The 25,193-nt window shown below is 58.1% G+C and carries 24 protein-coding genes; 15 read left to right on the top strand and 9 right to left on the bottom strand.

Going from position 1 to position 25,193, the window contains the following annotated elements; genetic code table 11:
• The first annotated feature begins 13 nt into the window (after positions 1–13).
• The gene (locus tag ACR0I1_RS19380; protein ID WP_480707578.1) at positions 14–703 is read left to right on the top strand and encodes a hypothetical protein; all 690 of its coding nucleotides are present in this window, start codon (positions 14–16) and stop codon (positions 701–703) included.
• 71 nt (positions 704–774) lie between these two features.
• On the opposite strand, the gene ubiG is transcribed toward ACR0I1_RS19380, so the two are convergent.
• Positions 775–1,521 carry a bifunctional 2-polyprenyl-6-hydroxyphenol methylase/3-demethylubiquinol 3-O-methyltransferase UbiG gene (gene ubiG, locus ACR0I1_RS19385; protein WP_480707579.1) on the bottom strand — a complete coding sequence of 249 codons (747 nt, stop codon included), beginning with the start codon at positions 1,519–1,521 and terminating at the stop codon, positions 775–777.
• A 48-nt stretch (positions 1,522–1,569) separates the two neighbouring features.
• Between ubiG and pip the strand changes: the two genes are divergently transcribed.
• From pip to infB, 6 genes are all read left to right on the top strand, one after another.
• Positions 1,570–2,547, top strand: a complete 978-nt coding sequence (gene pip / locus ACR0I1_RS19390; RefSeq protein ID WP_170734143.1) for a prolyl aminopeptidase — start codon at positions 1,570–1,572, stop codon at positions 2,545–2,547.
• Positions 2,544–3,356, top strand: a complete 813-nt coding sequence (locus ACR0I1_RS19395) for an ABC transporter substrate-binding protein (RefSeq protein WP_170734142.1) — start codon at positions 2,544–2,546, stop codon at positions 3,354–3,356. The genes pip and ACR0I1_RS19395 overlap by 4 nt, the downstream gene beginning before the upstream one ends.
• Before the next feature lie 160 nt (positions 3,357–3,516).
• Positions 3,517–4,107 (top strand): ribosome maturation factor RimP, encoded by a 591-nt coding sequence (rimP, locus tag ACR0I1_RS19400; RefSeq protein ID WP_010442531.1) that lies wholly within the window; start codon positions 3,517–3,519, stop codon positions 4,105–4,107.
• A complete protein-coding gene (gene nusA / locus ACR0I1_RS19405; RefSeq protein ID WP_170423355.1) occupies positions 4,107–5,720 on the top strand; it encodes a transcription termination factor NusA in 1,614 nt (537 codons plus the stop codon). The genes rimP and nusA overlap by 1 nt, the downstream gene beginning before the upstream one ends.
• A 22-nt stretch (positions 5,721–5,742) precedes the next feature.
• Positions 5,743–6,366, top strand: a complete 624-nt coding sequence (locus ACR0I1_RS19410) for an RNA-binding protein (protein ID WP_170395356.1) — start codon at positions 5,743–5,745, stop codon at positions 6,364–6,366.
• 8 nt (positions 6,367–6,374) lie between these two features.
• A complete protein-coding gene (infB, locus tag ACR0I1_RS19415) occupies positions 6,375–8,852 on the top strand; it encodes a translation initiation factor IF-2 (RefSeq protein WP_480707580.1) in 2,478 nt (825 codons plus the stop codon).
• 59 nt (positions 8,853–8,911) lie between these two features.
• On the opposite strand, the gene ACR0I1_RS19420 is transcribed toward infB, so the two are convergent.
• The 5 genes from ACR0I1_RS19420 to ACR0I1_RS19440 all read right to left on the bottom strand — a co-directional run bounded on the left by ACR0I1_RS19420 (position 8,912) and on the right by ACR0I1_RS19440 (position 13,585).
• Positions 8,912–9,742 carry an alpha/beta hydrolase gene (locus ACR0I1_RS19420; RefSeq protein WP_480707581.1) on the bottom strand — a complete coding sequence of 277 codons (831 nt, stop codon included), beginning with the start codon at positions 9,740–9,742 and terminating at the stop codon, positions 8,912–8,914.
• A 3-nt stretch (positions 9,743–9,745) separates the two neighbouring features.
• Positions 9,746–10,621: a tryptophan 2,3-dioxygenase gene (locus tag ACR0I1_RS19425; protein ID WP_170515673.1), complete on the bottom strand. Its 876-nt coding sequence runs from the start codon at positions 10,619–10,621 to the stop codon at positions 9,746–9,748.
• A gap of 63 nt (positions 10,622–10,684) precedes the next feature.
• Positions 10,685–11,713, bottom strand: a complete 1,029-nt coding sequence (gene tdh / locus ACR0I1_RS19430) for an L-threonine 3-dehydrogenase (protein WP_480707599.1) — start codon at positions 11,711–11,713, stop codon at positions 10,685–10,687.
• Positions 11,714–11,727: 14 nt separating this feature from the next.
• Positions 11,728–12,912, bottom strand: coding sequence for a glycine C-acetyltransferase (locus tag ACR0I1_RS19435; RefSeq protein ID WP_480707582.1), 1,185 nt, complete (start codon positions 12,910–12,912; stop codon positions 11,728–11,730).
• Positions 12,913–13,021: 109 nt separating this feature from the next.
• Complete coding sequence (locus ACR0I1_RS19440; RefSeq protein ID WP_170395365.1) at positions 13,022–13,585, bottom strand: helix-turn-helix domain-containing protein; 564 nt, start codon at positions 13,583–13,585, stop codon at positions 13,022–13,024.
• A gap of 112 nt (positions 13,586–13,697) precedes the next feature.
• Here ACR0I1_RS19440 and ACR0I1_RS19445 point away from each other — a divergent pair, with 112 nt between their 5' ends.
• A complete protein-coding gene (locus ACR0I1_RS19445) occupies positions 13,698–14,873 on the top strand; it encodes an acetyl-CoA C-acyltransferase family protein (RefSeq protein WP_480707583.1) in 1,176 nt (391 codons plus the stop codon).
• Positions 14,874–14,970: 97 nt separating this feature from the next.
• Here the strand turns inward: ACR0I1_RS19445 and ubiB are convergent, their stop codons facing one another.
• Both ubiB and ubiE read right to left on the bottom strand, forming a co-directional pair.
• On the bottom strand, positions 14,971–16,500 hold the full coding sequence (ubiB, locus tag ACR0I1_RS19450) for a 2-polyprenylphenol 6-hydroxylase (RefSeq protein WP_170408659.1): 1,530 nt from the start codon (positions 16,498–16,500) through the stop codon (positions 14,971–14,973).
• The gene (ubiE, locus tag ACR0I1_RS19455; RefSeq protein ID WP_480707584.1) at positions 16,501–17,253 is read right to left on the bottom strand and encodes a bifunctional demethylmenaquinone methyltransferase/2-methoxy-6-polyprenyl-1,4-benzoquinol methylase UbiE; all 753 of its coding nucleotides are present in this window, start codon (positions 17,251–17,253) and stop codon (positions 16,501–16,503) included.
• 86 nt (positions 17,254–17,339) lie between these two features.
• Here ubiE and mutM point away from each other — a divergent pair, with 86 nt between their 5' ends.
• The 6 genes from mutM (at position 17,340) to recF (ending at position 23,935) form a co-directional block, all read left to right on the top strand.
• Positions 17,340–18,191: a bifunctional DNA-formamidopyrimidine glycosylase/DNA-(apurinic or apyrimidinic site) lyase gene (mutM, locus tag ACR0I1_RS19460; RefSeq protein ID WP_170408657.1), complete on the top strand. Its 852-nt coding sequence runs from the start codon at positions 17,340–17,342 to the stop codon at positions 18,189–18,191.
• A 66-nt stretch (positions 18,192–18,257) separates the two neighbouring features.
• A complete protein-coding gene (locus ACR0I1_RS19465) occupies positions 18,258–19,034 on the top strand; it encodes an enoyl-CoA hydratase (protein WP_170395375.1) in 777 nt (258 codons plus the stop codon).
• Positions 19,035–19,261: 227 nt separating this feature from the next.
• Positions 19,262–19,525, top strand: a complete 264-nt coding sequence (gene rpsT / locus ACR0I1_RS19470) for a 30S ribosomal protein S20 (RefSeq protein ID WP_010442545.1) — start codon at positions 19,262–19,264, stop codon at positions 19,523–19,525.
• Positions 19,526–20,068: 543 nt separating this feature from the next.
• Entirely contained in the window at positions 20,069–21,451 is a 1,383-nt protein-coding gene (gene dnaA / locus ACR0I1_RS19475; RefSeq protein ID WP_170395377.1) for a chromosomal replication initiator protein DnaA, read from the top strand.
• A 225-nt stretch (positions 21,452–21,676) separates the two neighbouring features.
• Positions 21,677–22,798 carry a DNA polymerase III subunit beta gene (gene dnaN / locus ACR0I1_RS19480; RefSeq protein WP_010442547.1) on the top strand — a complete coding sequence of 374 codons (1,122 nt, stop codon included), beginning with the start codon at positions 21,677–21,679 and terminating at the stop codon, positions 22,796–22,798.
• A 39-nt stretch (positions 22,799–22,837) separates the two neighbouring features.
• Complete coding sequence (gene recF / locus ACR0I1_RS19485; RefSeq protein WP_170515653.1) at positions 22,838–23,935, top strand: DNA replication/repair protein RecF; 1,098 nt, start codon at positions 22,838–22,840, stop codon at positions 23,933–23,935.
• Here recF and ACR0I1_RS19490 read toward each other — a convergent pair.
• Positions 23,932–24,498, bottom strand: a complete 567-nt coding sequence (locus ACR0I1_RS19490; protein WP_170423365.1) for a carboxymuconolactone decarboxylase family protein — start codon at positions 24,496–24,498, stop codon at positions 23,932–23,934. The two genes, recF and ACR0I1_RS19490, sit on opposite strands and share 4 nt — an antisense overlap.
• Before the next feature lie 99 nt (positions 24,499–24,597).
• Between ACR0I1_RS19490 and ACR0I1_RS19495 the strand changes: the two genes are divergently transcribed.
• Positions 24,598–25,170, top strand: coding sequence for a TetR/AcrR family transcriptional regulator (locus ACR0I1_RS19495; RefSeq protein ID WP_480707585.1), 573 nt, complete (start codon positions 24,598–24,600; stop codon positions 25,168–25,170).
• Positions 25,171–25,193: the final 23 nt, after the last annotated feature.

Raw genomic sequence — 25,193 nt, forward strand, 5'->3', positions numbered from 1 at the left:
AGGATCGTAAAAGATGACGGATGAAATTTGGGTTTCAGACATTACCGTCGGGATGGACCTGCAGAGGCCATTCCGGGCGCTTGTCCCCGATGATTTTCCTGAAGAACCAAGTGAACGCTTCAAGGCCTTCAGGTGGCAACCCGGATCAGGTTATCATGCGAATCTGTATCGTTGGCAGCGCCACGGGGAGCCGCTGGAGCAGCAGGATATCTTGCCGGATTTCTTTCAAGAGGTTGCTCCTGAAGATCATGATTTTGAGCCTCACTACGGGAAGTATTCTCCTGTAATCACTTTGTTTGGAATTCTGGCGATCCGATCAGATGTGGCTGATATCCTCAAAAATCTCGAATTAGGGCAAGGGGGGCTTTATCCCGTCAACCTGTTCGAAAGAGACAAGATCACACCGATTGAGCAGGACTACTCGATCCTGTGGATCGCAAACAAATCCGGCACGCTGAACATTGCTGAGTCAAAAAGTCTTCGACGAGCCCGACCCGACCGGGATGACCTTTTTCGACTTCCTGAATGGAAGGATGCCAAGCCCGGGGACGTTGTCTGCAATGCAGATGCGGCGTCCGGGATCGACATTTGGCGCGACCCGGGCGTACCACATCGCGTTTTTCTAAATGGGCGTCTCAAACGCTCGTTGGACGAAGCTGGTTTTGCCTCAGCGTTTTACCTTCACCGTTTAGCCGTAAAATAATCAAGCGTAGGATGGGTTTTAACCCATCGCTTAAGATCGAAAACGCTTGCAAGATGGGTTGAAAACCCATCCTACCTAGGCTTCACACTCGCCGTCACGTAATTCACGCTCAAATCCCGGTCCGAGATCGACCAGCTCCACAGGATCGGGTTGAAAACGAACCCCTTACGGTCCACCGGGTCCAGCCCGGCCTGGCGCAGCAGGTCGAACAGTTCATCGGGTGTGATGAACTTGTTCCACTCATGCGTGCCGCGGGGCAGCCAACGCATGACGACCTCGGCCCCGAAAATGGCCATGGCATAGGATTTCGGATTGCGGTTGATGGTGGAGCAGATCAGCAACCCGCCGGGTTTCAGAAGTTGTTGCGATGCAGTCAGGAAACCCAACGGGTCGGCCACATGCTCGACCACCTCCATGTTCAGCACGACGTCGAACTGTTCACCTGCGGCGGCCATATCCTCGGCGGTCGTGTGGCGGTAGTCGATCTGCAGGCCCGATTGTTCGGCATGGATGCGCGCGACGGGCAGGTTGCCCTCAGCAGCGTCGGCGCCGACGACTTCGGCCCCAAGGCGGGACATGGGTTCGCTCAGCAACCCTCCGCCGCAGCCGATATCGAGAAGGCGTAGGCCCTCGAATGGCTTCGCGACTTTGAGATCACGGTCAAACTCACCTGCGATCTGCTGTGTGATATAATCCAGACGACACGGATTCAGCATGTGCAGAGGTTTGAATTTCCCATGCGGGTCCCACCATTCTGCGGCCATCGCTTCGAATTTTGCGATCTCTGACGGGTCCACTGTGTTCGGATGCGCTTGCATTCCTGTCTCCGTGTGCTCTTTTACGCTTAAGGACTATATAGGGCCATAATGGACAAGTACCCGGACCAAAAGCGCGCAGTTCAATATCTGTACCCGCCGATCGATCCATTCGATCAGCGCGTGGTCGATATGGGCGATGGGCACCGTATATATGTGGAACAATGCGGTAATCCCAACGGGATTCCGGTGGTGATCCTGCATGGTGGGCCGGGCGGCGGCTGCAGCCCGGCGATGCGACGTTATTTCAATCCGGATGCCTATCGGGTGATTCTCTTTGATCAGCGCGGATGTGGCCGGTCGCGGCCAACCGCGTCGGTCGAAAACAACACGACATGGCATCTGGTGGCGGATATCGAGCGTCTGCGCAAATTGTTCGACATCGAAGATTGGATCGTCTTTGGCGGCAGCTGGGGCGCGACACTGGCATTGATCTATGCCCAAACACATCCAGATCGGGTAAATCGGCTGGTATTGCGCGGCGTGTTTCTGGCCACACAGGCCGAGCTGGACTGGTTTTATGGCGGTGGTGCGGGCAAATTCTGGCCTGAACAATGGGCCAAGTTCACCTCTCTCTTGCCCGAACATGAAGTAAATGACGCAATTGCGGCCTACAACAAGCGCCTGTTTTCGGGCGACCGCGCGACCGAGATCCTGTATGCTCGCGCTTGGTCACATTGGGAAAACGCTTTGGCCTCGATCCACACCAACGGGTCGGTCGGGGAAAGCCCCGGCGAATACGCGCGAACTTTTGCGCGGCTTGAGAATCACTATTTCACGAACAAGGCGTTTCTTGAGTATGACGGGCAAATTCTGGATCAGATGGACCGGATTGCCCATATTCCCGGTCATATCGTTCAGGGACGCTATGACATGATCTGCCCACCGCAGGCTGCATGGAACCTGTCCGAGCGCTGGCCCAATGTCGAACTGAAGATGGTGCGGCAGGCCGGTCACGCCCTGTCAGAACCGGGCATCAGCGCGGAACTGGTTCGGATCATGGATCGCGTGTCGGAGGAAACGGTATGACTCGCATCGACCGTCGCGCATTATTTGCCTCGGGCGCCGCCGCCGCTTTGCTGGCGGCGACAGGAGCGTCTCTGGCCGATACGCCGAAACAGGGTGGCACCTTGCGGCTGGCGGTGCCACGCGACAACAGTCTGGAACAGGTGGCTCGGGGCGCAGTCTTTGACAGCCTGACCGAGATCGCGCCCGATGGTACCCTGCGCGGAGAGCTGGCTACAAATTGGCAGACAGATGCTGATGCGCGGGTCTGGAACTTTGATCTGCGCGATGATGCTGTGTTCCACGATGGCACCAAGCTGGACGTGAACGATGTTCTAGCTGTTCTGGAAGATATTGGTCAGGCCGAGGCCATTGCACCTGATCGTGTGCAGTTGCAATTGGCTGAGGGCAACCCGGGACTACCATTCTTGCTGGCTGGGTCACGGTTTGTCATTGCGCGAGGGGGCGTGACGCCACTGGCTCTGGCCAACGGCACAGGATGCTACCGGGTTGAGCGGGCCGAGGATGAACGTCATTTCCGCGCACGCAGGGTGTCCAATCACTACAAAAGCGGAACGGCAGGATGGGTCGATACGCTTGAGATTATCGTGATCCCGGACGCCGGGGTGCGGGCCGAAGCATTGCGCGATGGATATGTAGATATCGCAGCGCTCCCGGCTGGTGAGGAGCTAACCGCGCAACGCGGGCTGCGATTTCATCCGTCTGAGGCCGAGATGGCGTTGGCAATGGCCTCTCATGTCGGTATGCCGCGCCAGATCAGCCGGGCTGCGCTGGATGATGGGCGCATCGCCGAACGGTGGTGGCTGGCGTAAATTTGATCACGATTTGCGCCGGGGGTTGCAGACTCAGGAACTCCTGCGTATATGCAGTTGCAACAGCGGCGCGTCGGACTTCTGGTCCGGGGCTCCACCGGAAAATTCGACGGGCCGCGCGCCCGTTTTTTTGTGCCCGATAACAGGGTAGAGAACCTGAATGACAAACGACCTGATAGCCAAAGCTGCCATCGACCGGCGACTGGCCGAGATCATCACCCCTGTGATCGAGGATCTGGGGTATGAGCTTGTTCGCATTCGGCTGATGAGCGGCAAGACCACCACGATGCAGATAATGGCAGACAAGCCCGATGGCGGAATCGAAGTGGATGACTGCGCCGAGATTTCCAATGCGGTCAGCGCCACGCTGGATGTCGAAGACCCCATTTTGGACGCCTACACGCTTGAAGTTTCCAGCCCTGGAATTGACCGTCCTCTGACCCGTCTCAAAGATTTTGAGACGTTCGAAGGGTATGAGGCCAAGATCGAAACCGCAGAACTGATCGACGGTCGCCGCCGCTTCAAGGGCGAATTGGCCGGGATCGAAGGGGATGAGGTTCTGATCAACATCCCCGAGGGAGACGAGACCATTACCATCGGTCTGCAATTTGACTGGCTGAGCGACGCCAAGCTGGTTCTGACCGATGACCTGATCAAGGAAATGCTGCGCCAGCGCAAAGACGCTGGTGCCCTGAACGAAAACGCTTTCGACGAGATTGAGACCGAAGGGTCCGAAGAGGAGACGAACTGATGGCAATCACCTCAGCCAACCAGCTGGAGCTGCTGCAGACCGCCGAGGCCGTGGCCCGCGAAAAGATGATCGACCCCGGTCTGGTTGTCGAAGCGATGGAAGAATCGCTCGCCCGTGCCGCCAAGAGCCGTTACGGCGCCGAGATGGACATCCGCGTCAGCATCGACCGCAAGACCGGCAAGGCGACCTTTACCCGTGTCCGCACCGTGGTCGAGGATGAAGAGCTTGAGAACTATCAGGCCGAGATGACCGTCGAGCAGGCCAAGCAGTACATGGAGGCGCCAGAGGTTGGTGACGTCTTCGTTGAAGAAGTCCCGCCCGTGGAAATGGGCCGTATCGCTGCTCAGTCCGCCAAGCAGGTCATCTTGCAAAAGGTTCGCGAAGCCGAGCGTGATCGTCAGTACGAAGAATTCAAGGATCGTGCAGGCACCATCATCAACGGTGCGGTCAAGCGTGAAGAGTTCGGCAATGTGATCGTCGATCTGGGCGGTGCCGAGGCTGTTCTGCGCCGCAATGACAAGATCGGTCGCGAAAGCTATCGCCCGAACGACCGTGTGCGTGCCTACATCAAGGAAGTCCGCCGCGAGGTTCGTGGCCACCAGATATTCCTGTCGCGCACTGCGCCGGAATTCATGGCTGAGCTGTTCAAGATGGAAGTACCGGAAATCTATGACGGCATCATCGAGGTCAAGGCCGTGGCCCGTGACCCCGGCTCGCGCGCCAAGATTGCCGTGATTTCTTATGACGGCTCGATTGACCCAGTCGGTGCCTGCGTCGGTATGCGCGGTAGCCGCGTGCAGGCCGTTGTGAACGAGCTGCAGGGCGAAAAGATCGACATCATTCCGTGGAACGAAGATCAGCCGACCTTCCTGGTGAATGCACTGCAGCCCGCCGAAGTTTCAAAGGTGGTTCTGGACGAAGAAGCCGGCAAGATCGAAGTTGTGGTTCCCGAGGAGCAACTGAGCCTCGCCATTGGCCGTCGTGGTCAGAACGTGCGTCTGGCCAGCCAGCTGACCAATCTGGACATCGACATCATGACCGAAGCCGAAGAATCGGCGCGCCGTCAGAAAGAATTCGAGGCCCGTACCCAGTTGTTCATGGAAACGCTGGATCTGGACGAATTCTTTGCTCAGCTGCTGGTTTCTGAAGGCTTCACCAACCTCGAAGAAGTGGCATACGTTGAAATCGACGAACTGCTGGTCATCGACGGTGTGGATGAAGGTACCGCGCAAGAACTTCAGACACGTGCACGCGAATTCCTGGAAGCTCAGGCCAAGGCGGCGCTGGATGCAGCCCGTGCGCTGGGTGCCGAGGACAGTCTTATTGAATTCGAGGGCCTGACACCCCAGATGGTAGAGGCGCTGGCCAAGGATGATGTGAAGACTCTGGAAGACTTCGCAACCTGCGCCGACTGGGAACTGGCCGGTGGCTGGACCACGGTCGATGGCGAACGCATCAAAGATGATGGTGTACTGGAGCCCTTCGGCGTGACGCTGGAAGAAGCGCAGGATCTGGTCATGACCGCGCGCATCATGCTGGGCTGGGTTGATCCGGCCGAGCTGGAGCAGGCCGAAGAAGACGGCGAAGCAACCGATGAGGAGGTCGAGGCCTGATCTCAGGCCTCGGGTGGCTGACATGGGTCGCGGTGGCGTCCATAAGGATCGGTCGGAAGGCCCTGAACGCAAGTGCATCGCCACGGGCGAGGTTCAGCCCAAATATGGCTTGATCCGCTTTGTGACGGGGCCGGATGGTCAGGTCTTTCCCGATGTCGCGGCGAAATTGCCGGGGCGTGGGGTTTACGTGGCGGCGGATCGTGCGGCGCTGGACAAGGCGGTGAACAAGAAACTGTTCTCGCGCGGGTTTAAGGCACAGGTGAGTGCCGCCAAGGACCTGACCGATGAGGTCGAGAAACAGGTGGCGCGTCGTGTGATCGAACTGATCAGTCTGGCGCGCAAATCCGGAGATGCGGTCGCCGGGTATGAAAAGGTCAAGTCTTGGCTGGACCGGGAAGAGGCCCAGGTTCTGATTCAGGCCTCAGACGGATCGGGGCGCGGCAAGTCGAAACTCAGCACGCCGCACTTCGGGAAATACATCGGCTGGCTGACCGCAGACGAGCTTGGGGCGGCATTTGGGCGCCAAACCGTGATTCATGCGGCCTTGGCCTCTGGCGGACTCGCCAAACGTGTTGTAGAGGAAGCGCAGCGCCTGCGTGGCTTGCGCGAAAAGGATGACGGCGGCAAGGGCCGCTCGGAAGGGTAAGAAGCTTTATGAGCGATAGTGACGGCAAAAAGACATTGGGTCTTCGTGGCGGGGCACGCCCCGGAAATGTGAAACAGAGTTTCAGCCACGGACGCACCAAGAATGTCGTGGTGGAGACCAAACGCAAACGCGTGGTCGTTCCCAAGCCGGGCGCGACCAAACCAAGTGGTGGTGCGACACCTTCGGGTGATCCTTCGCGTCGCCCAGCGGGTATTTCCGATGCGGAAATGGCGCGTCGTATGAAGGCGTTGCAAGCCGCCAAGGCACGTGAGGCTGAAGAGGCCGCTGCCCGTGAGGCGCAGGAAAAGGCGCGCGAAGAAGAACGCGCACGCCGCCGGGCCGAACAAGAGGCCAAGGAACGCGAGCAGCGTGAAGCTGAAGAGCGTGCCCGTGCCAAGGCCGAAGAGGAAGAACGCAAGCGTAAAGAGGCCGAGGAAGCAGCCCAGCGTGCTGCCGCAGCCCCGGCACTCGCCGCCGAGCCCAAGGCCGCACGCAGCCCATCCAGCAAGCCTGCACCTGCTGCGGCACCGCGCAAGCAGGATCGCGAGCGTGAGCAGCGTGGCCGTGGCAAGGGCCGTGACGACAATCGCCGCTCGGGCAAGCTGACACTGGGTCAGGCCACCGGTGGCGAAGGCAACCGCCAACGCTCGATGGCTGCGATGAAGCGCAAGCAAGAGCGGGCGCGCCAGAAGGCCATGGGCGGCACGGTCGAGCGGGAAAAGGTGATCCGCGACGTTCAGCTGCCCGAGGCGATCATGGTCTCGGAATTGGCCAACCGTATGGCCGAGCGTGTCGCTGACGTTGTCAAATCGCTGATGCAGATGGGCATGATGGTCACGCAGAATCAGACCATCGACGCTGACACCGCTGAACTGATCATCGAAGAATTTGGCCACAAGGTCACGCGTGTCTCTGATTCGGATGTTGAAGACGTCATCAAAGAGGTCGAAGACAGCGATGATGATTTGCAACCGCGTCCGCCGGTTATCACCATCATGGGTCACGTTGACCACGGTAAGACCTCGCTGCTGGATGCCATCCGCGACGCGCGTGTTGTGGCTGGCGAAGCCGGGGGTATTACTCAGCATATCGGTGCCTATCAGGTGAAAACCGATGGCGGCACCACGCTGACCTTCCTGGATACGCCGGGCCACGCAGCCTTTACTTCAATGCGGTCGCGGGGTGCTCAAGTCACGGATATCGTGGTTCTTGTTGTTGCCGCCGACGACGCGGTGATGCCGCAGACGATCGAGGCGATCAACCACGCCAAAGCAGCCGAAGTGCCGATGATCGTAGCGATCAACAAGATCGACAAGCCCGACGCGAACCCCGACAAAGTCCGCACTGACTTGTTGCAACACGAAGTGATCGTCGAGAAGATGTCGGGTGAGGTTCAGGACGTTGAGGTCTCGGCCATGACTGGTCAGGGTCTGGACGAATTGCTGGAAGCCATTGCACTGCAGGCCGAGATTCTGGAACTGAAAGCCAACCCAGATCGCGCCGCCCAAGGTGCCGTGATCGAGGCGCAGCTGGATGTGGGCCGTGGCCCCGTCGCTACCGTTCTGGTTCAGAACGGCACGCTGCGTCAGGGCGATATCTTTGTCGTGGGTGAGCAGTACGGTAAGGTGCGTGCGCTGATCAACGACAAGGGCGACCGCGTCAAAGAAGCTGGCCCCTCGGTTCCGGTCGAGGTTCTGGGGCTCAACGGCACGCCCGAAGCAGGTGACGTTCTGAACGTGACCGAGACCGAAGCGCAGGCCCGTGAGATCGCTGCTTATCGTGAGCAAGCCGCCAAGGACAAACGCGCCGCCGCCGGTGCCGCGACCACCCTTGAGCAGCTGATGCAGAAGGCCAAGGAAGACGAAAACGTCACCGAGCTGCCTATTCTGATGAAAGCGGATGTGCAGGGCTCTGCCGAAGCCATCGTTCAGGCGATGGAGAAGATCGGCAATGACGAAGTGCGCGTACGTGTTCTACACTCGGGCGTTGGTGCGATCACCGAGACGGATGTCGGCCTGGCCGAAGCCTCCGGCGCTCCGATCTTTGGTTTCAATGTCCGTGCCAACGCATCGGCGCGGAATACCGCGAACCAGAAGGGCGTCGAGATCCGGTATTACTCGGTGATCTACGATCTGGTTGATGACGTGAAAGCAGCCGCATCGGGCCTGCTGAGCGCCGAGATTCGCGAAAAGTTCATCGGTTACGCCGAGATCAAAGAGGTCTTCAAGGTTACCGGTGTTGGCAAAGTTGCCGGCTGTCTGGTCACCGAAGGTGTTGCCCGCCGCTCGGCTGGCGTACGCCTGCTGCGCGACAACGTGGTGATCCACGAAGGCACGCTGAAGACCCTCAAGCGCTTCAAGGATGAAGTGGCCGAGGTTCAGTCGGGTCAGGAATGCGGTATGGCGTTCGAGAATTACGACGATATTCGCGCCGGCGACGTGATCGAGATTTTCGAACGCGAAGAGGTCACGCGTACGCTGGACTGATCCGGATCTAGAAAGAAACTTGAAACAGCGGCCCCACTAGGCCGCTGTTTTCATTTAGGTTAGTCCGTGCGCGACGACAGAAACGTGCCCGATGGCATGATGATGTCGAAGTGATGCTTGCCCTTCTGCAGATCGAAACTTACCGAATGTCCGGCCTTACGCAGCAATTCCGCATAGTCACGGCTTTGGCGGATGAACTCGGGCGTATCCCGCTCGGCGACGGTTACCCTGTAACGCGGTCCCGGTGCGGGCAGGTTGAGGCAGGGTGAGAGATCGTGAACCTCGACCTTGGTCAGCTGCAGTGGATCATTCACCGATGTCAGGCTTATCGGGACAAGGTCATATACCCCGCTGATCAGGATCACATTACGTACCCGCAGACCGGTCTGCGCAAACGCCTTTGAAGACGTCGCCATGACCATCGCGACCAGATGGGCGCCTGCACTATGGCCTGAAAGTGTGATGTTTGATGGATCAAAACCCAGTGTTTCGGCCTGTGACGCGAGCCACAACAAGGCGGTACGGCATTCGTCGACCATCTGCCCCAATCTGGCATCGGGGGCGAGCGTATAATTCAGCGTGGCAAAGGCTTGCCCGTTCTCATGCAATACCGGTGCCATAGGGGCCGACTCACGCTGGCTAAGCGCCTGCCAATAGCCACCATGAATAAAGACATGCAAAGGCGCGTTGGCGCCAGGTGCGGGGAAGAAATCTAGAAGTTGCGTCGGGCTGTCGCCATAGGAACGGTTTTCGTGCATCCTAATTTCAGACCGTGCCTGTGCGCTGAGGGCAGAATAGCTGGCTAGATATGGCGTCAGATCACCGCCAATCATTGAGCTAGGGGAATACTCCTGCTCAAGCTCTTCTTGGGTGAATCCGCGATACAGCATGGCCTATTCCCCAGTATACATCAGTTCGGTTCGCACGTCGTAGAGGTCGTGGAAAAACCGCAACTCCAGCGCTTTGCGCAGGAAGGCCACGCCGCTAGATCCACCCGTTCCGGGCTGCATTCCGATCACGCGCTCAACCGCGGTTGCATGATCGAATCGCCACCTCTGGAACAGAGATTCCACATCCATCAGTTTTTCGGCCAGCGCGTAAAGATCCCAGTATTGCTCCGTGTTGCGGAACACTTCGACCCAGATTTTGACGATACGCGGATCGCCGGAGTAGGGCTTTGCGTAATCCCGCTCGATCAGATCATGCGGCACGTCAAACCCTTGCCGGGCCAGCATCCGCAGCACTTCGTCATAGAGCGAGGGTTTGGTAAGAGCCGCGTTCAGCATCTCCATCACTTCTGGGTCATGCGCATGCACTTTCAGGGTCGCGGGATCTTTGTTGCCCAGAATGAACTCGATTTGGCGATAGCCATAGCTTTGAAAGCCTGACGAACTGCCTAATGCGTCTCGAAACGTCATGTAGTCCGCGGGAGTCATAGTCAGTAGCGTCTCCCACGCGGCGATCAATTGCCGTTGGATCGCCTTGATCCGGTCGAGGTTCTTCATCGCCGGACCGAAATCGTCCTGCTGCAAGAACCGGCGGACTTCGACAAGTTGATGGTGCATCAGTTTCAGCCACAGTTCGCTGACCTGATGAATGATGATGAACAACATCTCATCAGGTTGGGCCGGGTCCTGAAAGGTCTTTTGCAGGTTCAGCAGAGTCTTAAGTTGCAGAAAATCCCCATAGCTTTTGCGGTGAGTTTCTGTGAAATCGGTGACCAGAGACTCTTCGATTCCCCGTTCTGTATACCTGTCTTTGTCGCCCATGTGCTCCTCCAGACGCGCGGGTTTATCCCTGTTTAGGGACAAAACCCGCACGGTTCCAGAGCGTTAGGTCCAGTCCAGAACCACCTTGCCTGATTGACCGGATTTCATGGCCTTGAATCCCTGGGCAAAGTCATCGACCGCGAACTGGTGGGTGATTACGCGGCTGACATCCAGCCCGTTCTGCAACATGGCGATCATCTTGTACCAGGTCTCGAACATCTCGCGCCCATAGACACCCTTGATGGTGATAGCTTTGAACACGATGCGCGACCAGTCCACCGGAGATTTTCCGGGCGGAATCCCCAACAGTGCGATCTTGCCACCCATAACCAGCGCTTCAACCATCTGGTCCAGCGCGGCTTGCGAGCCCGACATTTCAAGCCCGACATCAAAGCCCTGAGTCATGGCCAGTTCCGCGATGACATCCTGCAGGTCCTCTTTGGACACATCAACTGTGCGTACCGTTGGTACCACGTGTTCGGCCAGTTTCAGGCGGTCGGGGTTGATATCGGTGATCACTACATGCCGGGCACCGGCATGACGGGCAACGGCGGCGGCCATGATGCCGATAGGGCCTGCGCCAGTAATCAATACGTCCTCGCCCAGCAGATCGAAGCTGAGTGCAGTGTGCACGGCATTGCCCAGCGGGTCGAGGATCGCCCCGATCTCATCCGGTACGTCGTTAGGCAGGGGCACCACGTTAAAGGCAGGCAGTTTCAGGTATTGCGCAAAGGCACCCTGTTCATTCACACCGATACCGCGCGTGCCGGGATCAAGGTGGAACTTGCCCGCACGGCTCTGGCGGCTGTCAGGGGTGATCAGATGCCCCTCGCCTGAACAGCGCTGGCCGACCGTCATCCCTGTCACGTTGCGACCCAATTCAACAATTTCACCCGCGAACTCGTGGCCGGTGATCATCGGGATCGGCACGGTGGCCGCAGCCCATTCATCCCAGTTCCAGATATGAATATCCGTGCCGCAAATCCCGGTCTTGTTGATGCGGATCAGAACCTCGTCTGGGCCGATCTCGGGTACCGGGGCCTGCACCATCCACAGACCTTCCTCGGGCTTGGATTTCTCAAGGGCTTTCATCGTGTTGGGCCGCATCAGATTATCCCCAATTCTTTGCCGACCCTGCCAAATGCCGCGAGCGCCCGGTCTAGTTCGTCGCGTGTTAGAGCCGCATTCATCTGCGTTCTGATTCGGGCCTGACCACGCGGCACGACAGGGAAGAAAAAGCCCGAAACATAGACGCCTTCGTCAAACAATCGCGATGCCATATCCTGCGCCATGGTCGCTTCACCCAGCATGACCGGGATGATCGGGTGTTCGCCCGGAAGTAGGTCGAAGCCCAGATTCTCTAACCCGGCGCGCCAGTACTTGGCATTGCCGAACAATTGGGCGCGCAGCATGTCACCTTCTTCAACCAGACGGATTGCCTCAAGCCCTGCGGCAACGATGGACGGCGGCAGCGAGTTTGAGAACAGATAGGGCCGCGCCCGCTGCCGCAGCAGGTCGATCACTGGCTGCGGCCCGGCGATATAACCGCCGATTGCCCCCCCAAGTGCCTTGCCCAAAGTTCCCGTCAGAATATCCACGTCGACGCCGAAGTGGTCCGGCGTGCCCGCTCCGTTTGGCCCCATAAAGCCGGTGGCGTGGCAGTCATCGACCATCACGATGGCGTCGTATTTGTCGGCCAGCTCGCGAATCTGCGGCAGATTGGCCAGATAGCCATCCATTGAGAACACGCCATCGGTTGCGATCATGATATGCCGCGCCCCGTCCTCACGCGCTTGTTTCAGCCACGCTTCGAGGTCATTCATGTCGTTGTTCATGTAGCGATAGCGTTTTGCCTTGCACAGCCGTACCCCGTCGATGATCGAGGCATGATTTAGACTGTCAGAGATGATGGCGTCTTCGGGCCCTAACAATGGCTCAAACAACCCGCCATTGGCGTCGAAGCAGGCAGCGAACAGAATTGAATCGTCCTTGTTCAGGAACTTTGCCAGCTTCTGCTCAAGTTCGCGATGAATGTCCTGCGTACCGCAGATGAACCGGACCGAGGCCATGCCGAACCCCTTGGGCTCCATGACGCCTTTGGCGGCGTTGATCAGCGCGGGGTGATCGGCCAAACCCAGATAGTTGTTGGCGCACAAGTTGATCACCTGCTTGTCGCCCACCGTAATCTCACCGCCCTGAGGCGAGGTGATCATCCGTTCGCGCTTGTACAGACCCTCTGCCTCAATCTGCGCGAGTGTATCCGAAATATGGGACAGGAATGCTTCAGCCATGGCGACCTCCGTTAATCTGAGTCGCACGTCTAACATAGCGGATGAAATTCCCAAATAGGAGAATTACAGTATTTGGGAAAAATATCCGTGAAGGCGGAAACTTGCCCGTTCAGGCGTTTTTTACGATCAGGAAAACGCGGGCCGGGTTTTCAGCGCTTATCGAATGCGTAATATCGGCGGCATACCGGGCGGTATCCCCTTGTTTCAGATCGCTGGATGCCGTTCCCGAAGTGACACGGACGGCGCCTTCCAGCACAGTCAGTTGCTCTCGTGCGCCGCGCGCATGAGGCTGGCTGTTCAGGCTCCCATTGGCCTGAAACTGAATATCATAGACCTCGTGTCCTCCGGCCTCTTCGGGGGGAGAGAGGATGCGAATCCGGCATTTCTCGCCCATATTGTCGATACTGGGCACTTCTGCTTGACGCAGCACTTCGATCTGGTCGGTCGTTTTGGCGTCTTCCAACAGTCCGGCGAAATCCACCTGCAGAGCGCGCGTCAGGTTCCACAGGGTAGAAATTGTGGGGCTGCTTTCACCACGCTCGATCTGGCTGACCATGGAACGCGAGACGCCGCTGAGGTTGGCGACCGCCTCTAGCGACAGGCCTTTGGCGCGGCGCGCCTCTTTCAATCGGGCGGGCAGGCGCGTCAGAATATCGTCTGTGTTTTCCGTCATGACGGAATCCATGGGTGTTGCGCAACGTAATGTCAATTCCGGCGTGACAGTGAGTCTAATATGAAGATCATGCTGCAGGTGCATAATGGGCGCGAGACTTGGAGGAGAAAACATGACGGACATAGTAATACTGGACGGTGCGCGCACAGCCATCGGGACCTTTGGCGGTGCGTTGGCCTCGACCGCTCCGATCGATCTGGCGACCGTGGCGACCGAGGCGGCAATGGAGCGTTCGGGCGTTGAAGGCGCGCAGATTGATCATGTTGTCTTTGGTCATGTGATCAACACCGAACCGCGCGACATGTATCTGTCGCGAGTCGCCGCAATGCAGGCGGGTATGCCGAACGGGACTCCGGCGATGAACGTGAACCGGCTGTGCGGTTCGGGGGCGCAGGCAGTAGTGTCGGCGGTGCAGGCGCTGATGCTAGGCGATGCCGAGTTTGCAGTGGCGGGCGGTGCCGAAAGCATGTCGCGCAGCCCTTATGTCGTACCGCAGGCCCGTTGGGGGGCGAAGATGGGCGATGTCAAATCGCTCGACATGATGCTGGGCGCGTTGAACTGTCCATTCGGCACCGGGCATATGGGGGTGACCGCCGAGAATGTGGCGGATGAACACCAAATCAGCCGCGAACAGATGGACGCGTTTGCGCTGACCAGCCAGACCCGTGCGGCTGCGGCGATTGAGGCCGGGTATTTCGACAGCCAGATCGCGCCGGTGCAGGTCAAGGTCAAGCGCGACATGGTCGACTTCAAGGTCGATGAACATCCCAAGGCCACCACTGCCGAGGCGCTGGCCGGATTGCGACCGGTATTCCAGAAAGATGGGCGGGTGACGGCGGGCAACGCCTCGGGCATCAATGACGGCGCGGCGGCGATGGTGTTGGCGACAGCGGATGCTGCAGAAAAGGCGGGCTTGAAACCCAAAGCGCGCGTGATTGGCTATGCCCATGCCGGCGTGCGACCCGAGGTGATGGGCATCGGCCCGGTTCCCGCAGTGCAGAACCTGTTCGCAAAGACGGGTTTGTCTGCGGATGATTTCGACGTGATCGAAAGCAACGAGGCGTTTGCGGCGCAAGCTCTGGCCGTCAATCAGGAATTGGGTCTGGACGCTGCAAAGGTGAATCCGAACGGTGGGGCTATTGCACTGGGCCATCCGGTGGGCGCCACAGGGGCGATTATCACGCTTAAGGCGTTGTATGAGTTGGAGCGTATTGGCGGATCGAAAGGTCTGATCACCATGTGCATCGGCGGAGGGCAGGGGATTGCCCTCGCCATCGAGCGGCTCTGAGTTGGGTCGGGGCAAGGGGGGCTGTCTGCCCCCCATCGCGCCGGGGCGCGATTCCCCCCCGAAGGTATTTTTGGCCAGATGAAGCGGTCGGGTTGGTTTAGCTGAGTGCGAAGATCACCAGCGTCGCGGCTATGCCTGCGGCCGCGCCGATCGCTGCTGGCAGAAGGTTCGCGATGAAACCCGGGGTCTTTGGGTCGTCTTTTTGAGTCTGGGCAATCAGGGCATTTTCCACCAGACCGGGCAAGCGGGGGCCGAAACGGGCAAGCACCAGGGCGGTTTTGCCGAAATCGCGCAGGGCGGCGCGGGGGCCGATGGATTGTTTGATGTAATCCTCGACCACCGGTCGGGCGACCTCCCAGATGTTCATGTGATCATCAAGCGAGCGGGCGACGCCTTCGACCACCACCATGGTGCGTTGCAGCAGGATCAGCTCGGTGCGGGTTTCCATGCCAAAGCGTTCAGTGACTTCGAACAGGTAGCTTAGCAGCCGACCCATCGAGATATGGGTGGCGTCCATGCCGAAGATCGGTTCACCTACCGCGCGCAAGGCGCGGGCGAATTCGTCGACGTCCTGGTTGGCAGGCACATAGCCTGCTTCGAAATGGACTTCAGCCACGCGTTTATAGTCGCGGCGGATGAAACCAAAGAGAATCTCGGCATAGACCCGGCGAGTGTATTCATCGATATGGCCCATGATGCCGTAGTCATAGGCGATAATGTCCCCGTTCGCAGCGACCTTGAGGTTGCCTTGGTGCATGTCGGCGTGAAAATAGCCGTCGCGAAGCGCGTGCAAAAGGAACAGGCGGAGCACGCGCTCAGCCAGATCGCGGCGATTATGTCCGGCAGCGTCCAGCGCGTTGTTATCTCCCAAGGGAATGCCATCAGCCCAGCTGAGCGTCATGACGCGGCGGGCGGATAGCGACCAGACCACCGGGGGCAGCCAGAATCCAGCATCATCCTTGGTATTGGCAGCGTATTCCGAGGCGGCGGCGCTTTCCAGACGCAGGTCCAACTCGCCGCGTACTACGCCGTCGAAATGCTCGATCACTTCCATCGGGCGTAGTCGGCGCGCTCCGGGGGCGCAAAGTTGTACCATACGCGCGGCGAAATAGAACGCGTCTACATCCTTGCGGAAGGCGCGCTCGATACCCGGTCTCAGGACTTTGACAGCAACGTCTTCGCCTGTGCTGGTCAGCTTGGCCTTGTGAACCTGAGCAATCGAGGCAGCGGCGATGGGTTCACTGAACTCACTGAATATCTCTGACGTCGGTTGGCCTAACTCTTTCTCGACCTCTGCCATTGCTTCAGCTTTGGAAAAGGGCGGCAGCTTGTCTTGCAGAACACGCAGTTGCTCGGCCAGTTCATTTCCCACCACATCGGGGCGGGTCGAAAGTACCTGCCCGAATTTGATGTAAGCCGGACCCAATGCGGTCAGGGCACGGGTGGCGGGCGGCATCTCGGGGTCGCCCTTGTAGCCCAGCCATTGGAACGGTTTGCCCAGCGTATGCGCCAGAATACGTACGGCGCGCGGCGCTTCAAACGCGTCCAGCACCACATTCATGGCACCGGTGCGTTCCAGCGTGGCGCCCGTCCGGACCAGGCGAATGATGTTGTGGGGGCCGCGCATCTAGATCTTCCAGCCCGAATGCAGTGCGGCAATGCCCATGCTCAGGTTGCGGTATTTGGCGTTTTCGAACCCGGCGGTGCGGACCATGTTCAGGAATGTCTCCTGATCTGGGAACTTGCGGATCGATTCCACAAGGTATTGATAGCTGTCGTAGTCGTTGGCGATCAGCTTGCCCATACGCGGGATGACATTGAAACTGTAGAGGTCGTAAAGCTTCTGCAGCCCGTCATTGGGTAACTGGCTGAACTCAAGCACCATCAGACGACCACCGGGCTTCATAACGCGATAGGCCTCGTTCAGCGCCTCTTGCGGGCGGGTGACGTTCCGGATGCCGAAGGAGATGGTGTAGACGTCGAAGGTGTTATCCTCGAAGGGCAGCGCCATCGCATCGCCCACCACCCAATTCAGGCTGTCGGACATCTGGTCGGCCTCGGCGCGCTGGCGGCCCTCGACCAGCATCGGCTCGGTCAGGTCCAGCACGGTAGCATGGCCGTGGCCTGCGCGCTTCAGAAAGCGGAACGAGATATCGCCGGTGCCGCCAGCCACATCCAGAAGCCGCTGACCGGCGCGCGGGGCAAGCCAATCCATCATCGCGTCTTTCCAGACCCGGTGGATGCCCATCGACATCACGTCGTTCATCACGTCGTATTTCGAGGCGACCGAATTGAACACGCCCTGTACGCGGCCGGCTTTTTCAGCCTCGCGCACTGTTTCGAACCCGAAATGGGTGGTCTTGTCGTTGGTGTCGGACATTTGCCTTGCCGTTTGTCGAATTTCGCCTCTGTTATAGGGCGATAAGAGGCGGGCACAATGCGGCCCTTTGGAATAGGAGCCCTGTAATGCCCGAATTGCCCGAGGTCGAGACAGTAAGACGCGGTCTGAGCCCCGCAATGGAGGGCGCAGTGATCGAAAGGGCGGACGTGAATCGCCCCGATTTGCGTTGGCCTTTCCCGGCTCGGATGGCCGAGCGGCTGACGGGGCAACGGGTGGATCGGCTGCGGCGACGGTCGAAGTACATTCTGGCGGATCTCAGCAGTGCCGAGACGTTGTTGATCCATCTGGGCATGTCGGGGCGGATGACGGTCTCTGGCGATCCGCTCGGACAGTATGCGCATGAGCATCCGATGGCGCAGAAACATGATCACGTGGTGTTTCATATGGCTAATGGCGCACGCATCACCTTCAACGATCCGCGCCGGTTCGGGGCAATGGATCTGCTGCCGACGGCAACGGCAGAGCAGCACAAGCTGCTATCGGTTCTGGGACCTGAACCGTTGGGTAACGATTTTCACGAACAGCACCTGATAGACGCCTTCAAAGGCAAGAACAGCCCGGTCAAATCGGCGTTGTTGGATCAGGGAATCGTTGCCGGTTTGGGTAATATTTACGTCTGCGAAGCGCTTTATCGCGGCAAGGTGTCGCCACGTCGCAAAGCGGGACAGATTTCTGCGCCACGCGTTGCGGCCCTTGTGCCGATCATCAGAAAAGTGTTGCAGGACGCGATCGAAGCGGGGGGGTCATCGCTGCGCGATTTCCGCCAAGCCGATGGAGAACTTGGATATTTTCAGCACAGCTTTGACGTCTACGGCCGCGAAGGAGAGCCTTGTCGAACCGAGGGTTGTGGCGCTGAAATCAAGAGAATCACCCAGTCCGGTCGCTCATCCTTCTATTGCGCGCAATGCCAAAGATAACTTGATCCAGCGAAATCGCGTGATAAGGAATCGTACCTGAACGGAACAACCGGAAGCTTACACCTCATGGCTTTTGAGACGATCATCGTCGAAATCGAAGACCACGTCGCCCTTATCAAGCTCAACCGCCCCGATGCGATGAACGCGCTGAACACCCAGTTGCTGGGTGAGCTGTGCGAGGCGCTGGAAGATGCGGATAGCAATGACAAGGTGCGCTGCATCGTCATCACCGGCTCGGACAAGGCCTTTGCCGCCGGTGCGGACATTAAGGAAATGTCCGAGATGAGTTTTGTCGATGTATTCGACGTCAATCTGTTTGCAGACGCCAACGATAGGGTTTCCGCGATCCGCAAACCTATCATCGCCGCCGTTGCCGGTTACGCGCTGGGCGGTGGGTGTGAACTGGCGATGCTGTGCGATTTCATCATCGCTGCCGACACCGCCAAGTTCGGCCAGCCCGAGATCAATCTGGGAGTCATCGCGGGGCTTGGTGGCAGTCAGCGTCTGACCCGCTTCGTTGGTAAGTCCAAATCGATGGACATGAACCTGACAGGCCGCTTCATGGACGCTGAAGAGGCCGAGCGCGCGGGATTGGTCAGTCGTGTCGTGCCCGCCAAAAAGCTGATCGAAGAGGCAACCGGGGCGGCGCAGAAGATTGCAGAGAAATCGCAGATCACGGCCATCGCGGCCAAAGAGGCTGTGAACCGCAGCTATGAGCTGCCGCTGAGCGAAGGCATGCTGTTTGAGCGTCGGGTATTCCATTCGATGTTCGCGACAGAGGACCAGAAAGAAGGCATGGCCGCGTTTCTGGAAAAACGTGCGGCTCAGTTCCGCGACAAGTGATCATAATCGTCGCTTAGTGATATTAGGCGGGCAGACCCCGCCTTTTTCCCTCATCACATACTGGAAGAATCAGCTTGGCAAACCTGCCAAACTTGGTTAGAGACCGCCGTCATACATGCGCGTGCGGCCCGCTTGGCCCGACTCACACTCGTGATTTCTGATCCGGTGCGGATATGTCCGTGGCGCGCAACCCAAGATAAACGTACCGAACAAAAGGTCAGAGACACATGGCAAATTCGCCCCAGGCAAAGAAACGCGCCCGTCAGAACGAAAAGCGCTTCGCCGTCAACAAAGCGCGTCGTTCGCGCATCCGTACCCACCTGCGCAAAGTTGAGGAAGCGATCGCATCCGGCGACAAGGACGCAGCTACCGCAGCCCTGCGCGCCGCTCAACCCGAGTTGATGCGTGGCGTCACCAAAGGCGTCTTCCACAAGAACACCGCAGCCCGCAAAATGTCGCGCCTGTCGGCGCGCGTCAAAGCGCTGGGCTGATTCTTTGGGAAAACGCGTCAAGCGTTGATTTACGAAAAAGGCGTCGCTGATTGCGACGCCTTTTTCATTGTTGCCGGAAAGCCGCGTCTTCACGAAGCCGAGAGATTCTTTCGCCCAGAACCCCGAGTCAATATCAGAGTTTCGTTGCCCGGACCCTTGGGCTCTTGCTACGACTTAGTCAGCGATTCACTCGCTTGGGGGGACAGGCTGTTCCAAGGATCTGACCGACGGGCATCGGAAAGATTTAGGAACGAATGTTCGAAAGCTGGCTTCGGTCAGTTGGACGATCTGCTCTGGGTCTCGGGTTAGCCGAAGATCCTGGCCCTGTCGATAAATTGGAATATCATGCGCATCCCGGATTCCGGGTGTGCCCCCATTTTGGGGCCGTGCTGTATTGGACTGCGATGATATTCGAGCGTACCCGCCAGACCATCAGGTTTGGCGAAACGTTCCCTTGTGTGTGAGCGCCATAAAGGCCCGTAATTCGGGACACATTAAAAAAGGCCTTAAGGCCAATAATGAATGGGATGCGTGAGGCGCCGAATGACACAAGAGAAATGGGGACAACTGCGTAGCAAATTGATGAAGGCGGTTGGGAAGAACAATTTTACCACCTGGATTGAACCCTTGGAGTTTCAGGAGTTGCAGGATGGTGTAGCGGTGTTCTCGGTGCCGACCAACTTCATGGGCAACTATGTCAGTCAGAATTTTGCGGACCTTATTCTCTATGAGCTGAACACATCGGGCGAAAAGGTTCAGCGCTTGGCGTTTCGCACAGCGGCCAATTCGTCAGCCCGTCCCACATTGGTGGAAGAGTCCAAGCCATCTCCCGCGCCAGAAACCCGGCCCGCTGTTACAGATACAGCCAATGATGCACTTGAAGCACTACAGGCTGCGCCACTGGATGCACGGTTTACCTTTGATAGCTTTGTTGTTGGCAAACCCAACGAACTTGCACATGCCGCAGCTCGCCGCGTATCCGAGGGCGGCCCGGTAACTTTCAATCCGCTCGTGCTCTACGGCGGTGTTGGACTGGGTAAAACCCACCTGATGCACGCGATTGCGTGGGAGTTGAAAACCAAGCACCCCGAGTTGAATGTGCTTTACCTGTCAGCAGAACAGTTCATGTATCGCTTTGTGCAGGCCTTGCGTGAACGCCGCATGATGGATTTCAAGCACTTGTTCCGTTCGGTCGATGTGCTGATGGTCGATGACGTGCAGTTCATCGCTGGCAAGGATTCGACGCAGGAAGAATTTTTCCACACGTTCAACGCGCTGGTGGATCAGAACAAGCAGATCATCATCTCGGCCGACCGCGCGCCGGGCGAGATCAAGGACCTTGAAGACCGCGTAAAGTCACGCCTGCAATGTGGCCTTGTCGTCGATCTTCATCCCACAGACTACGAATTGCGTCTGGGAATCCTGCAGAACAAAGTGCAGCAGTACAGCAGCACTTATCCCGATCTGACCATTGCTGATGGTGTATTGGAGTTCCTTGCACACCGCATCTCGACCAATGTGCGCGTGCTGGAAGGGGCGCTGACCCGCCTGTTTGCCTTTGCCTCGCTGGTCGGGCGCGAGATCGATATGGAGCTGACGCAGGATTGTCTGGCCGATGTACTGCGCGCCTCCGAGCGCAAGATCACCGTCGAAGAGATCCAGCGAAAGGTCTCGGATTATTACAACATCCGCCTCAGCGATATCATCGGCCCTAAACGCCTGCGGTCCTATGCGCGTCCGCGTCAGGTGGCGATGTATCTGTGCAAGCAACTGACCAGTCGGTCGCTACCTGAGATTGGCCGTCGATTTGGCGGGCGCGACCACACCACGGTCATGCATGGCGTGAAGCGCATCGAAGAGCTGAAGTTGACCGATGGCCAGATTGCCGAAGATGTTGAGATGCTGCGCCGGGCCTTGGAAGCCTAAACCGCACTGAATCCTTGAAAAACACCCCGGGCTATTGCGTTCGGGGTGTTTTCTTGTGCGCTATTGTCCACGGTTGAGAATGATCTGGTGTGTTTCACGCGCGCTGCTCTTGACCACCGAGGCAATCCGACCCAGAAATCCGTAAAAAATCCTTGTGCCTCAGGGCTGAGACGCTAACGTGCCAGTCCCGCCTATTTCGGCACGCAAGTCAAAGGAACAGAGGGTATGAAGATCAGCATCGAACGCGGCACCCTTCTCAAGGCCGTTTCGCAGGCCCAGTCGGTTGTCGAACGTCGCAACACCATTCCCATACTTGCCAACGTGCTGATCGAGGCCGAAGGCGATCAGGCGCTGTTTCGTGCCACCGATCTGGACATCGAAGTGGTCGACAAGGCCCCTGCGCAGGTCGAGAAAGCGGGCGCCACGACTGTTGCGGCCACAACGCTACATGAGATCGTACGCAAACTGCCCGATGGGGCGCTGGTGACCCTGACCGCAGATAGTGCAGCTGGGCGGTTGACCGTGGAAGCGGGGCGCTCGAATTTTTCTCTGGCCACGCTGCCGAAAGAAGATTTCCCGGTTATGGCGTCTTCAGAATACCAATCGAACTTTACGGCGTCGGCGGCATTGTTGCGCCGGCTGTTCGATAAATCGAAGTTTGCCATTTCCACGGAAGAGACGAGATATTATTTGAACGGCGTTTACATGCATGTTGCGGATGGTTCCGAGGGCGGCAAGGTACTGCGTTGCGTGGCGACTGATGGTCACCGCTTGGCACGGATCGATGCGGATCTGCCGGATGGTGCAGCGGATATGCCGGGCGTGATCGTGCCCCGCAAAACCGTGGGCGAACTGCGCAAGCTGCTGGATGATGACGAGATGGACATCGCCGTCTCGGTCAGTGAAACCAAGGTGCGGTTTGCAACGCCTGACATCACGCTCACCTCGAAAGTGATCGACGGAACGTTCCCAGATTACACACGTGTCATCCCGCAAGGTAACACGCGCAAGTTAGAAGTCGACGCGGCTGAATTCGCGCAGGCCGTGGATCGTGTGGCGACAGTTTCGTCCGAGCGGTCGCGGGCCGTCAAACTGCAATTGGATGCGGATAAGCTGGTTCTGTCAGTGAATGCACCCGACAGTGGTGCGGCTGAGGAAGAGCTTGCAGTTGCTTACGGGGATGAGCGCCTGGAGATCGGGTTCAACGCTAAATACCTGCTCGAAATCGCGTCTCAGGTGGATCGTGAAAATGCGGTGTTTATGTTCAACTCGGCGGGTGATCCGACACTGATGCGCGAAGGCAACGACCAAAGCGCAGTATACGTCGTAATGCCGATGCGCGTCTGATTGCCTCGACGGGGTGATCTCTAACGAAAGAGAGGGGTCATGGGACTGGCCCTGACCGAGCTTACGGTCTCGCATTTTCGGTCTCATAAGCTGGCGCGCCTGTCGTTGGACGGGCGGCCGGTGGCGATCCATGGGCCAAACGGGGCCGGTAAGACCAACATACTGGAAGCGGTTTCTCTGTTCTCACCCGGGCGCGGGATGCGGCGGGCAAGCGCCGCTGAGATGACACGGCGCCCCGAGGCGCTGGGGTGGAAGCTGATTGGGCTATTGAATGCGCAAGGACAGAATTTCGAGATTGAAACTTGGTCCGAAGGTGGTGCGGCGCGGCAGGTGCGGATTGATGAGAAGACCTCAAGCCAGATTGAATTGGGAAAGCTGGCGCGGGTAGTTTGGTTAATCCCATCGATGGACCGTCTCTGGATCGAAGGGGCCGAAGGGCGGCGGCGGTTCCTCGACCGGATCGCGCTGAGTTTTGATCCGGCACATGCCGAGGCATCTCTGACCTATGAAAAAGCGATGCGCGAGCGGAACCGGTTGCTGAAAGAACAAGTTCGCGATGCCCATTGGTACGCGGCGCTGGAAGGGCAGATGGCCGAGATGGGGCATCGCATCCACGCCGCGCGGTTGAGTGCGTTGGAGTATCTGCGCTCAGCACAGGATAAAGCTGAGACGGCCTTTCCGTCAGCGGATCTTGAATTGGTTCAAACCGAAGGTGCAATGCCTGAGACGGCGGAAGACTTGCGAGAAGCTTTGGATGAAAGCCGGTTTCGCGATCTGGCCGCCGGGCGGACTTTGGTCGGCCCGCATCGATCAGACCTGTATGGTGTATATTCCGCCAAGGGCGTTCCTGCCAAAGATTGCTCGACCGGTGAGCAGAAAGCACTGCTGGTATCGCTGATCCTATCAAACGCGCGAGCGTTGGCGGAGATGGTTGGAGCACCTCCTATTGTATTGCTGGATGAGGTGGCCGCGCATCTGGATGCGGGTCGGCGCGCTGCGTTGTATGATGAGATTTGTGCGCTGGGCGCACAGGCCTGGATGACGGGCACCGGGCCTGAGCTATTTGCGGAATTGGGGGATCGAGCCCAAACGCTGGTCGTTACCGAAGGCGACGAGGGCTCGGTCGTCAGCGTTTAGGCAGGCTCGCCGACTTTGCGTTCCCAAAGGAAGCCGCGCATCACTTCGTCGACCGGGGTTTTGGCCATGTGGTTGACGTAGTTCGACATGGTTTTTTGTGCCAGACCCAGTACGACATCCAGGACCGCACGGTGGGAATAGCCAGCGTCAAAGAAGGCCTGCAGCTGTTCTTCAGTCGGGTTTCCACGGGTTTCCATCACTTGCAGGGTAAAGGTGCGTAGCGCTTCCAGCTTGGCCGTGGGCAGCGGAGTTTCGTTGCGCAGCGCCTCGGTGATCTCGTCAGAGACTTTCATCATCTTTGCGATGCCGGTATGCGCAGGCACGCAGTAATGGCATTCGTTTTCGACATTGATGGTTTGCCAGACAACGGTTTTTTCGTCGTTGTTGAAATCGGTCTGCAGAAACAGGCCGTGCAGAACCTGATAGCCTTCCAGATGCTGGGGGCTTTCAGCCATTACTTTATGAAGACCGGGCAGGCGGCCGAATGCAGCCTGAGATTTCTCAAGCAGCGGCTTGGACCCTTCCGGGGCGGTTTCTAGGTCGTGAGACGGGAAATTGGCCATGTCAAAACTCCTGTTTCTGGCGCGATGAGTCGTATTTAGGGTTTCTTGAGCGATCACTCAAGTATATATTTGAGCGAACGTTCAAAAATTGGTGAAACGATGCCCCGCAAACCCTCATATGACCGAGACGCGCTTATCGCGCAGGCGCGAGATATTTTCTGGCGTCACGGCTGGGCGGGGACGTCGCTTAAGGATCTCGAGCGAGAGCTGAAGCTCAAACCGGGTAGCTTCTACGCGGCGTTCGGGTCGAAAGATGCGCTCTACGCCCTGGCGTTAGAGCGGTATACTCAGGAAGGGGTTGCCAATATGAACGCTTTGGCGCAGGAATTGGGCCCGCTTGGTGCTCTTAAGGTGCAACCTCGTCGTGTGATCGAGGCGTCGGAGCTGCCAACAAAAGCCTGCATGTTGGCGAAGACTTATGCGGAATTGCAAGCCAAAGACCATGATTTGGCTGATCAGGCGCAGAGCCATATGGCTGACATGAAAGCTTGTTTTGCGAACCTCTTTCGCCGCGCGCAGAAGGCCGGAGAAATCGCGCCAAGTCATGACCCGGATCGCTTGGCGGCGCGCTATCAATCCGACCTTCTGGGGTTGCGATTGTCAGCCGAACGGGACGATGTGAACGCGGCAGAAATCGCCGAGGATATTGCAGCAGACCTTGATCGGCTTTGATCCGCAAATTAAGCGGATCAGAA

This window comes from Ruegeria sp. B11 (assembly GCF_056539785.1).

Excerpts from the sequence above, each read along its gene's own strand:
- dnaA (WP_170395377.1), top strand. The coding sequence starts at position 20,069 with ATGACACAAGAGAAATGGGGACAACTGCGTAGCAAATTGATGAAGGCG.
- ACR0I1_RS19435 (WP_480707582.1), bottom strand. The coding sequence starts at position 12,912 with ATGGCTGAAGCATTCCTGTCCCATATTTCGGATACACTCGCGCAGATT.
- ACR0I1_RS19410 (WP_170395356.1), top strand. The coding sequence starts at position 5,743 with ATGGGTCGCGGTGGCGTCCATAAGGATCGGTCGGAAGGCCCTGAACGC.
- ubiE (WP_480707584.1), bottom strand. The coding sequence starts at position 17,253 with ATGTCCGACACCAACGACAAGACCACCCATTTCGGGTTCGAAACAGTG.
- ACR0I1_RS19495 (WP_480707585.1), top strand. The coding sequence starts at position 24,598 with ATGCCCCGCAAACCCTCATATGACCGAGACGCGCTTATCGCGCAGGCG.
- ACR0I1_RS19395 (WP_170734142.1), top strand. The coding sequence starts at position 2,544 with ATGACTCGCATCGACCGTCGCGCATTATTTGCCTCGGGCGCCGCCGCC.
- ACR0I1_RS19490 (WP_170423365.1), bottom strand. The coding sequence starts at position 24,498 with ATGGCCAATTTCCCGTCTCACGACCTAGAAACCGCCCCGGAAGGGTCC.
- ACR0I1_RS19420 (WP_480707581.1), bottom strand. The coding sequence starts at position 9,742 with ATGCTGTATCGCGGATTCACCCAAGAAGAGCTTGAGCAGGAGTATTCC.
- dnaN (WP_010442547.1), top strand. The coding sequence starts at position 21,677 with ATGAAGATCAGCATCGAACGCGGCACCCTTCTCAAGGCCGTTTCGCAG.
- recF (WP_170515653.1), top strand. The coding sequence starts at position 22,838 with ATGGGACTGGCCCTGACCGAGCTTACGGTCTCGCATTTTCGGTCTCAT.
- infB (WP_480707580.1), top strand. The coding sequence starts at position 6,375 with ATGAGCGATAGTGACGGCAAAAAGACATTGGGTCTTCGTGGCGGGGCA.
- ACR0I1_RS19425 (WP_170515673.1), bottom strand. The coding sequence starts at position 10,621 with ATGGGCGACAAAGACAGGTATACAGAACGGGGAATCGAAGAGTCTCTG.
- ACR0I1_RS19445 (WP_480707583.1), top strand. The coding sequence starts at position 13,698 with ATGACGGACATAGTAATACTGGACGGTGCGCGCACAGCCATCGGGACC.
- nusA (WP_170423355.1), top strand. The coding sequence starts at position 4,107 with ATGGCAATCACCTCAGCCAACCAGCTGGAGCTGCTGCAGACCGCCGAG.
- ACR0I1_RS19440 (WP_170395365.1), bottom strand. The coding sequence starts at position 13,585 with ATGACGGAAAACACAGACGATATTCTGACGCGCCTGCCCGCCCGATTG.
- mutM (WP_170408657.1), top strand. The coding sequence starts at position 17,340 with ATGCCCGAATTGCCCGAGGTCGAGACAGTAAGACGCGGTCTGAGCCCC.
- ACR0I1_RS19380 (WP_480707578.1), top strand. The coding sequence starts at position 14 with ATGACGGATGAAATTTGGGTTTCAGACATTACCGTCGGGATGGACCTG.
- tdh (WP_480707599.1), bottom strand. The coding sequence starts at position 11,713 with ATGAAAGCCCTTGAGAAATCCAAGCCCGAGGAAGGTCTGTGGATGGTG.
- ubiB (WP_170408659.1), bottom strand. The coding sequence starts at position 16,500 with ATGCGCGGCCCCCACAACATCATTCGCCTGGTCCGGACGGGCGCCACG.
- ubiG (WP_480707579.1), bottom strand. The coding sequence starts at position 1,521 with ATGCAAGCGCATCCGAACACAGTGGACCCGTCAGAGATCGCAAAATTC.
- rimP (WP_010442531.1), top strand. The coding sequence starts at position 3,517 with ATGACAAACGACCTGATAGCCAAAGCTGCCATCGACCGGCGACTGGCC.
- rpsT (WP_010442545.1), top strand. The coding sequence starts at position 19,262 with ATGGCAAATTCGCCCCAGGCAAAGAAACGCGCCCGTCAGAACGAAAAG.
- ACR0I1_RS19465 (WP_170395375.1), top strand. The coding sequence starts at position 18,258 with ATGGCTTTTGAGACGATCATCGTCGAAATCGAAGACCACGTCGCCCTT.
- pip (WP_170734143.1), top strand. The coding sequence starts at position 1,570 with ATGGACAAGTACCCGGACCAAAAGCGCGCAGTTCAATATCTGTACCCG.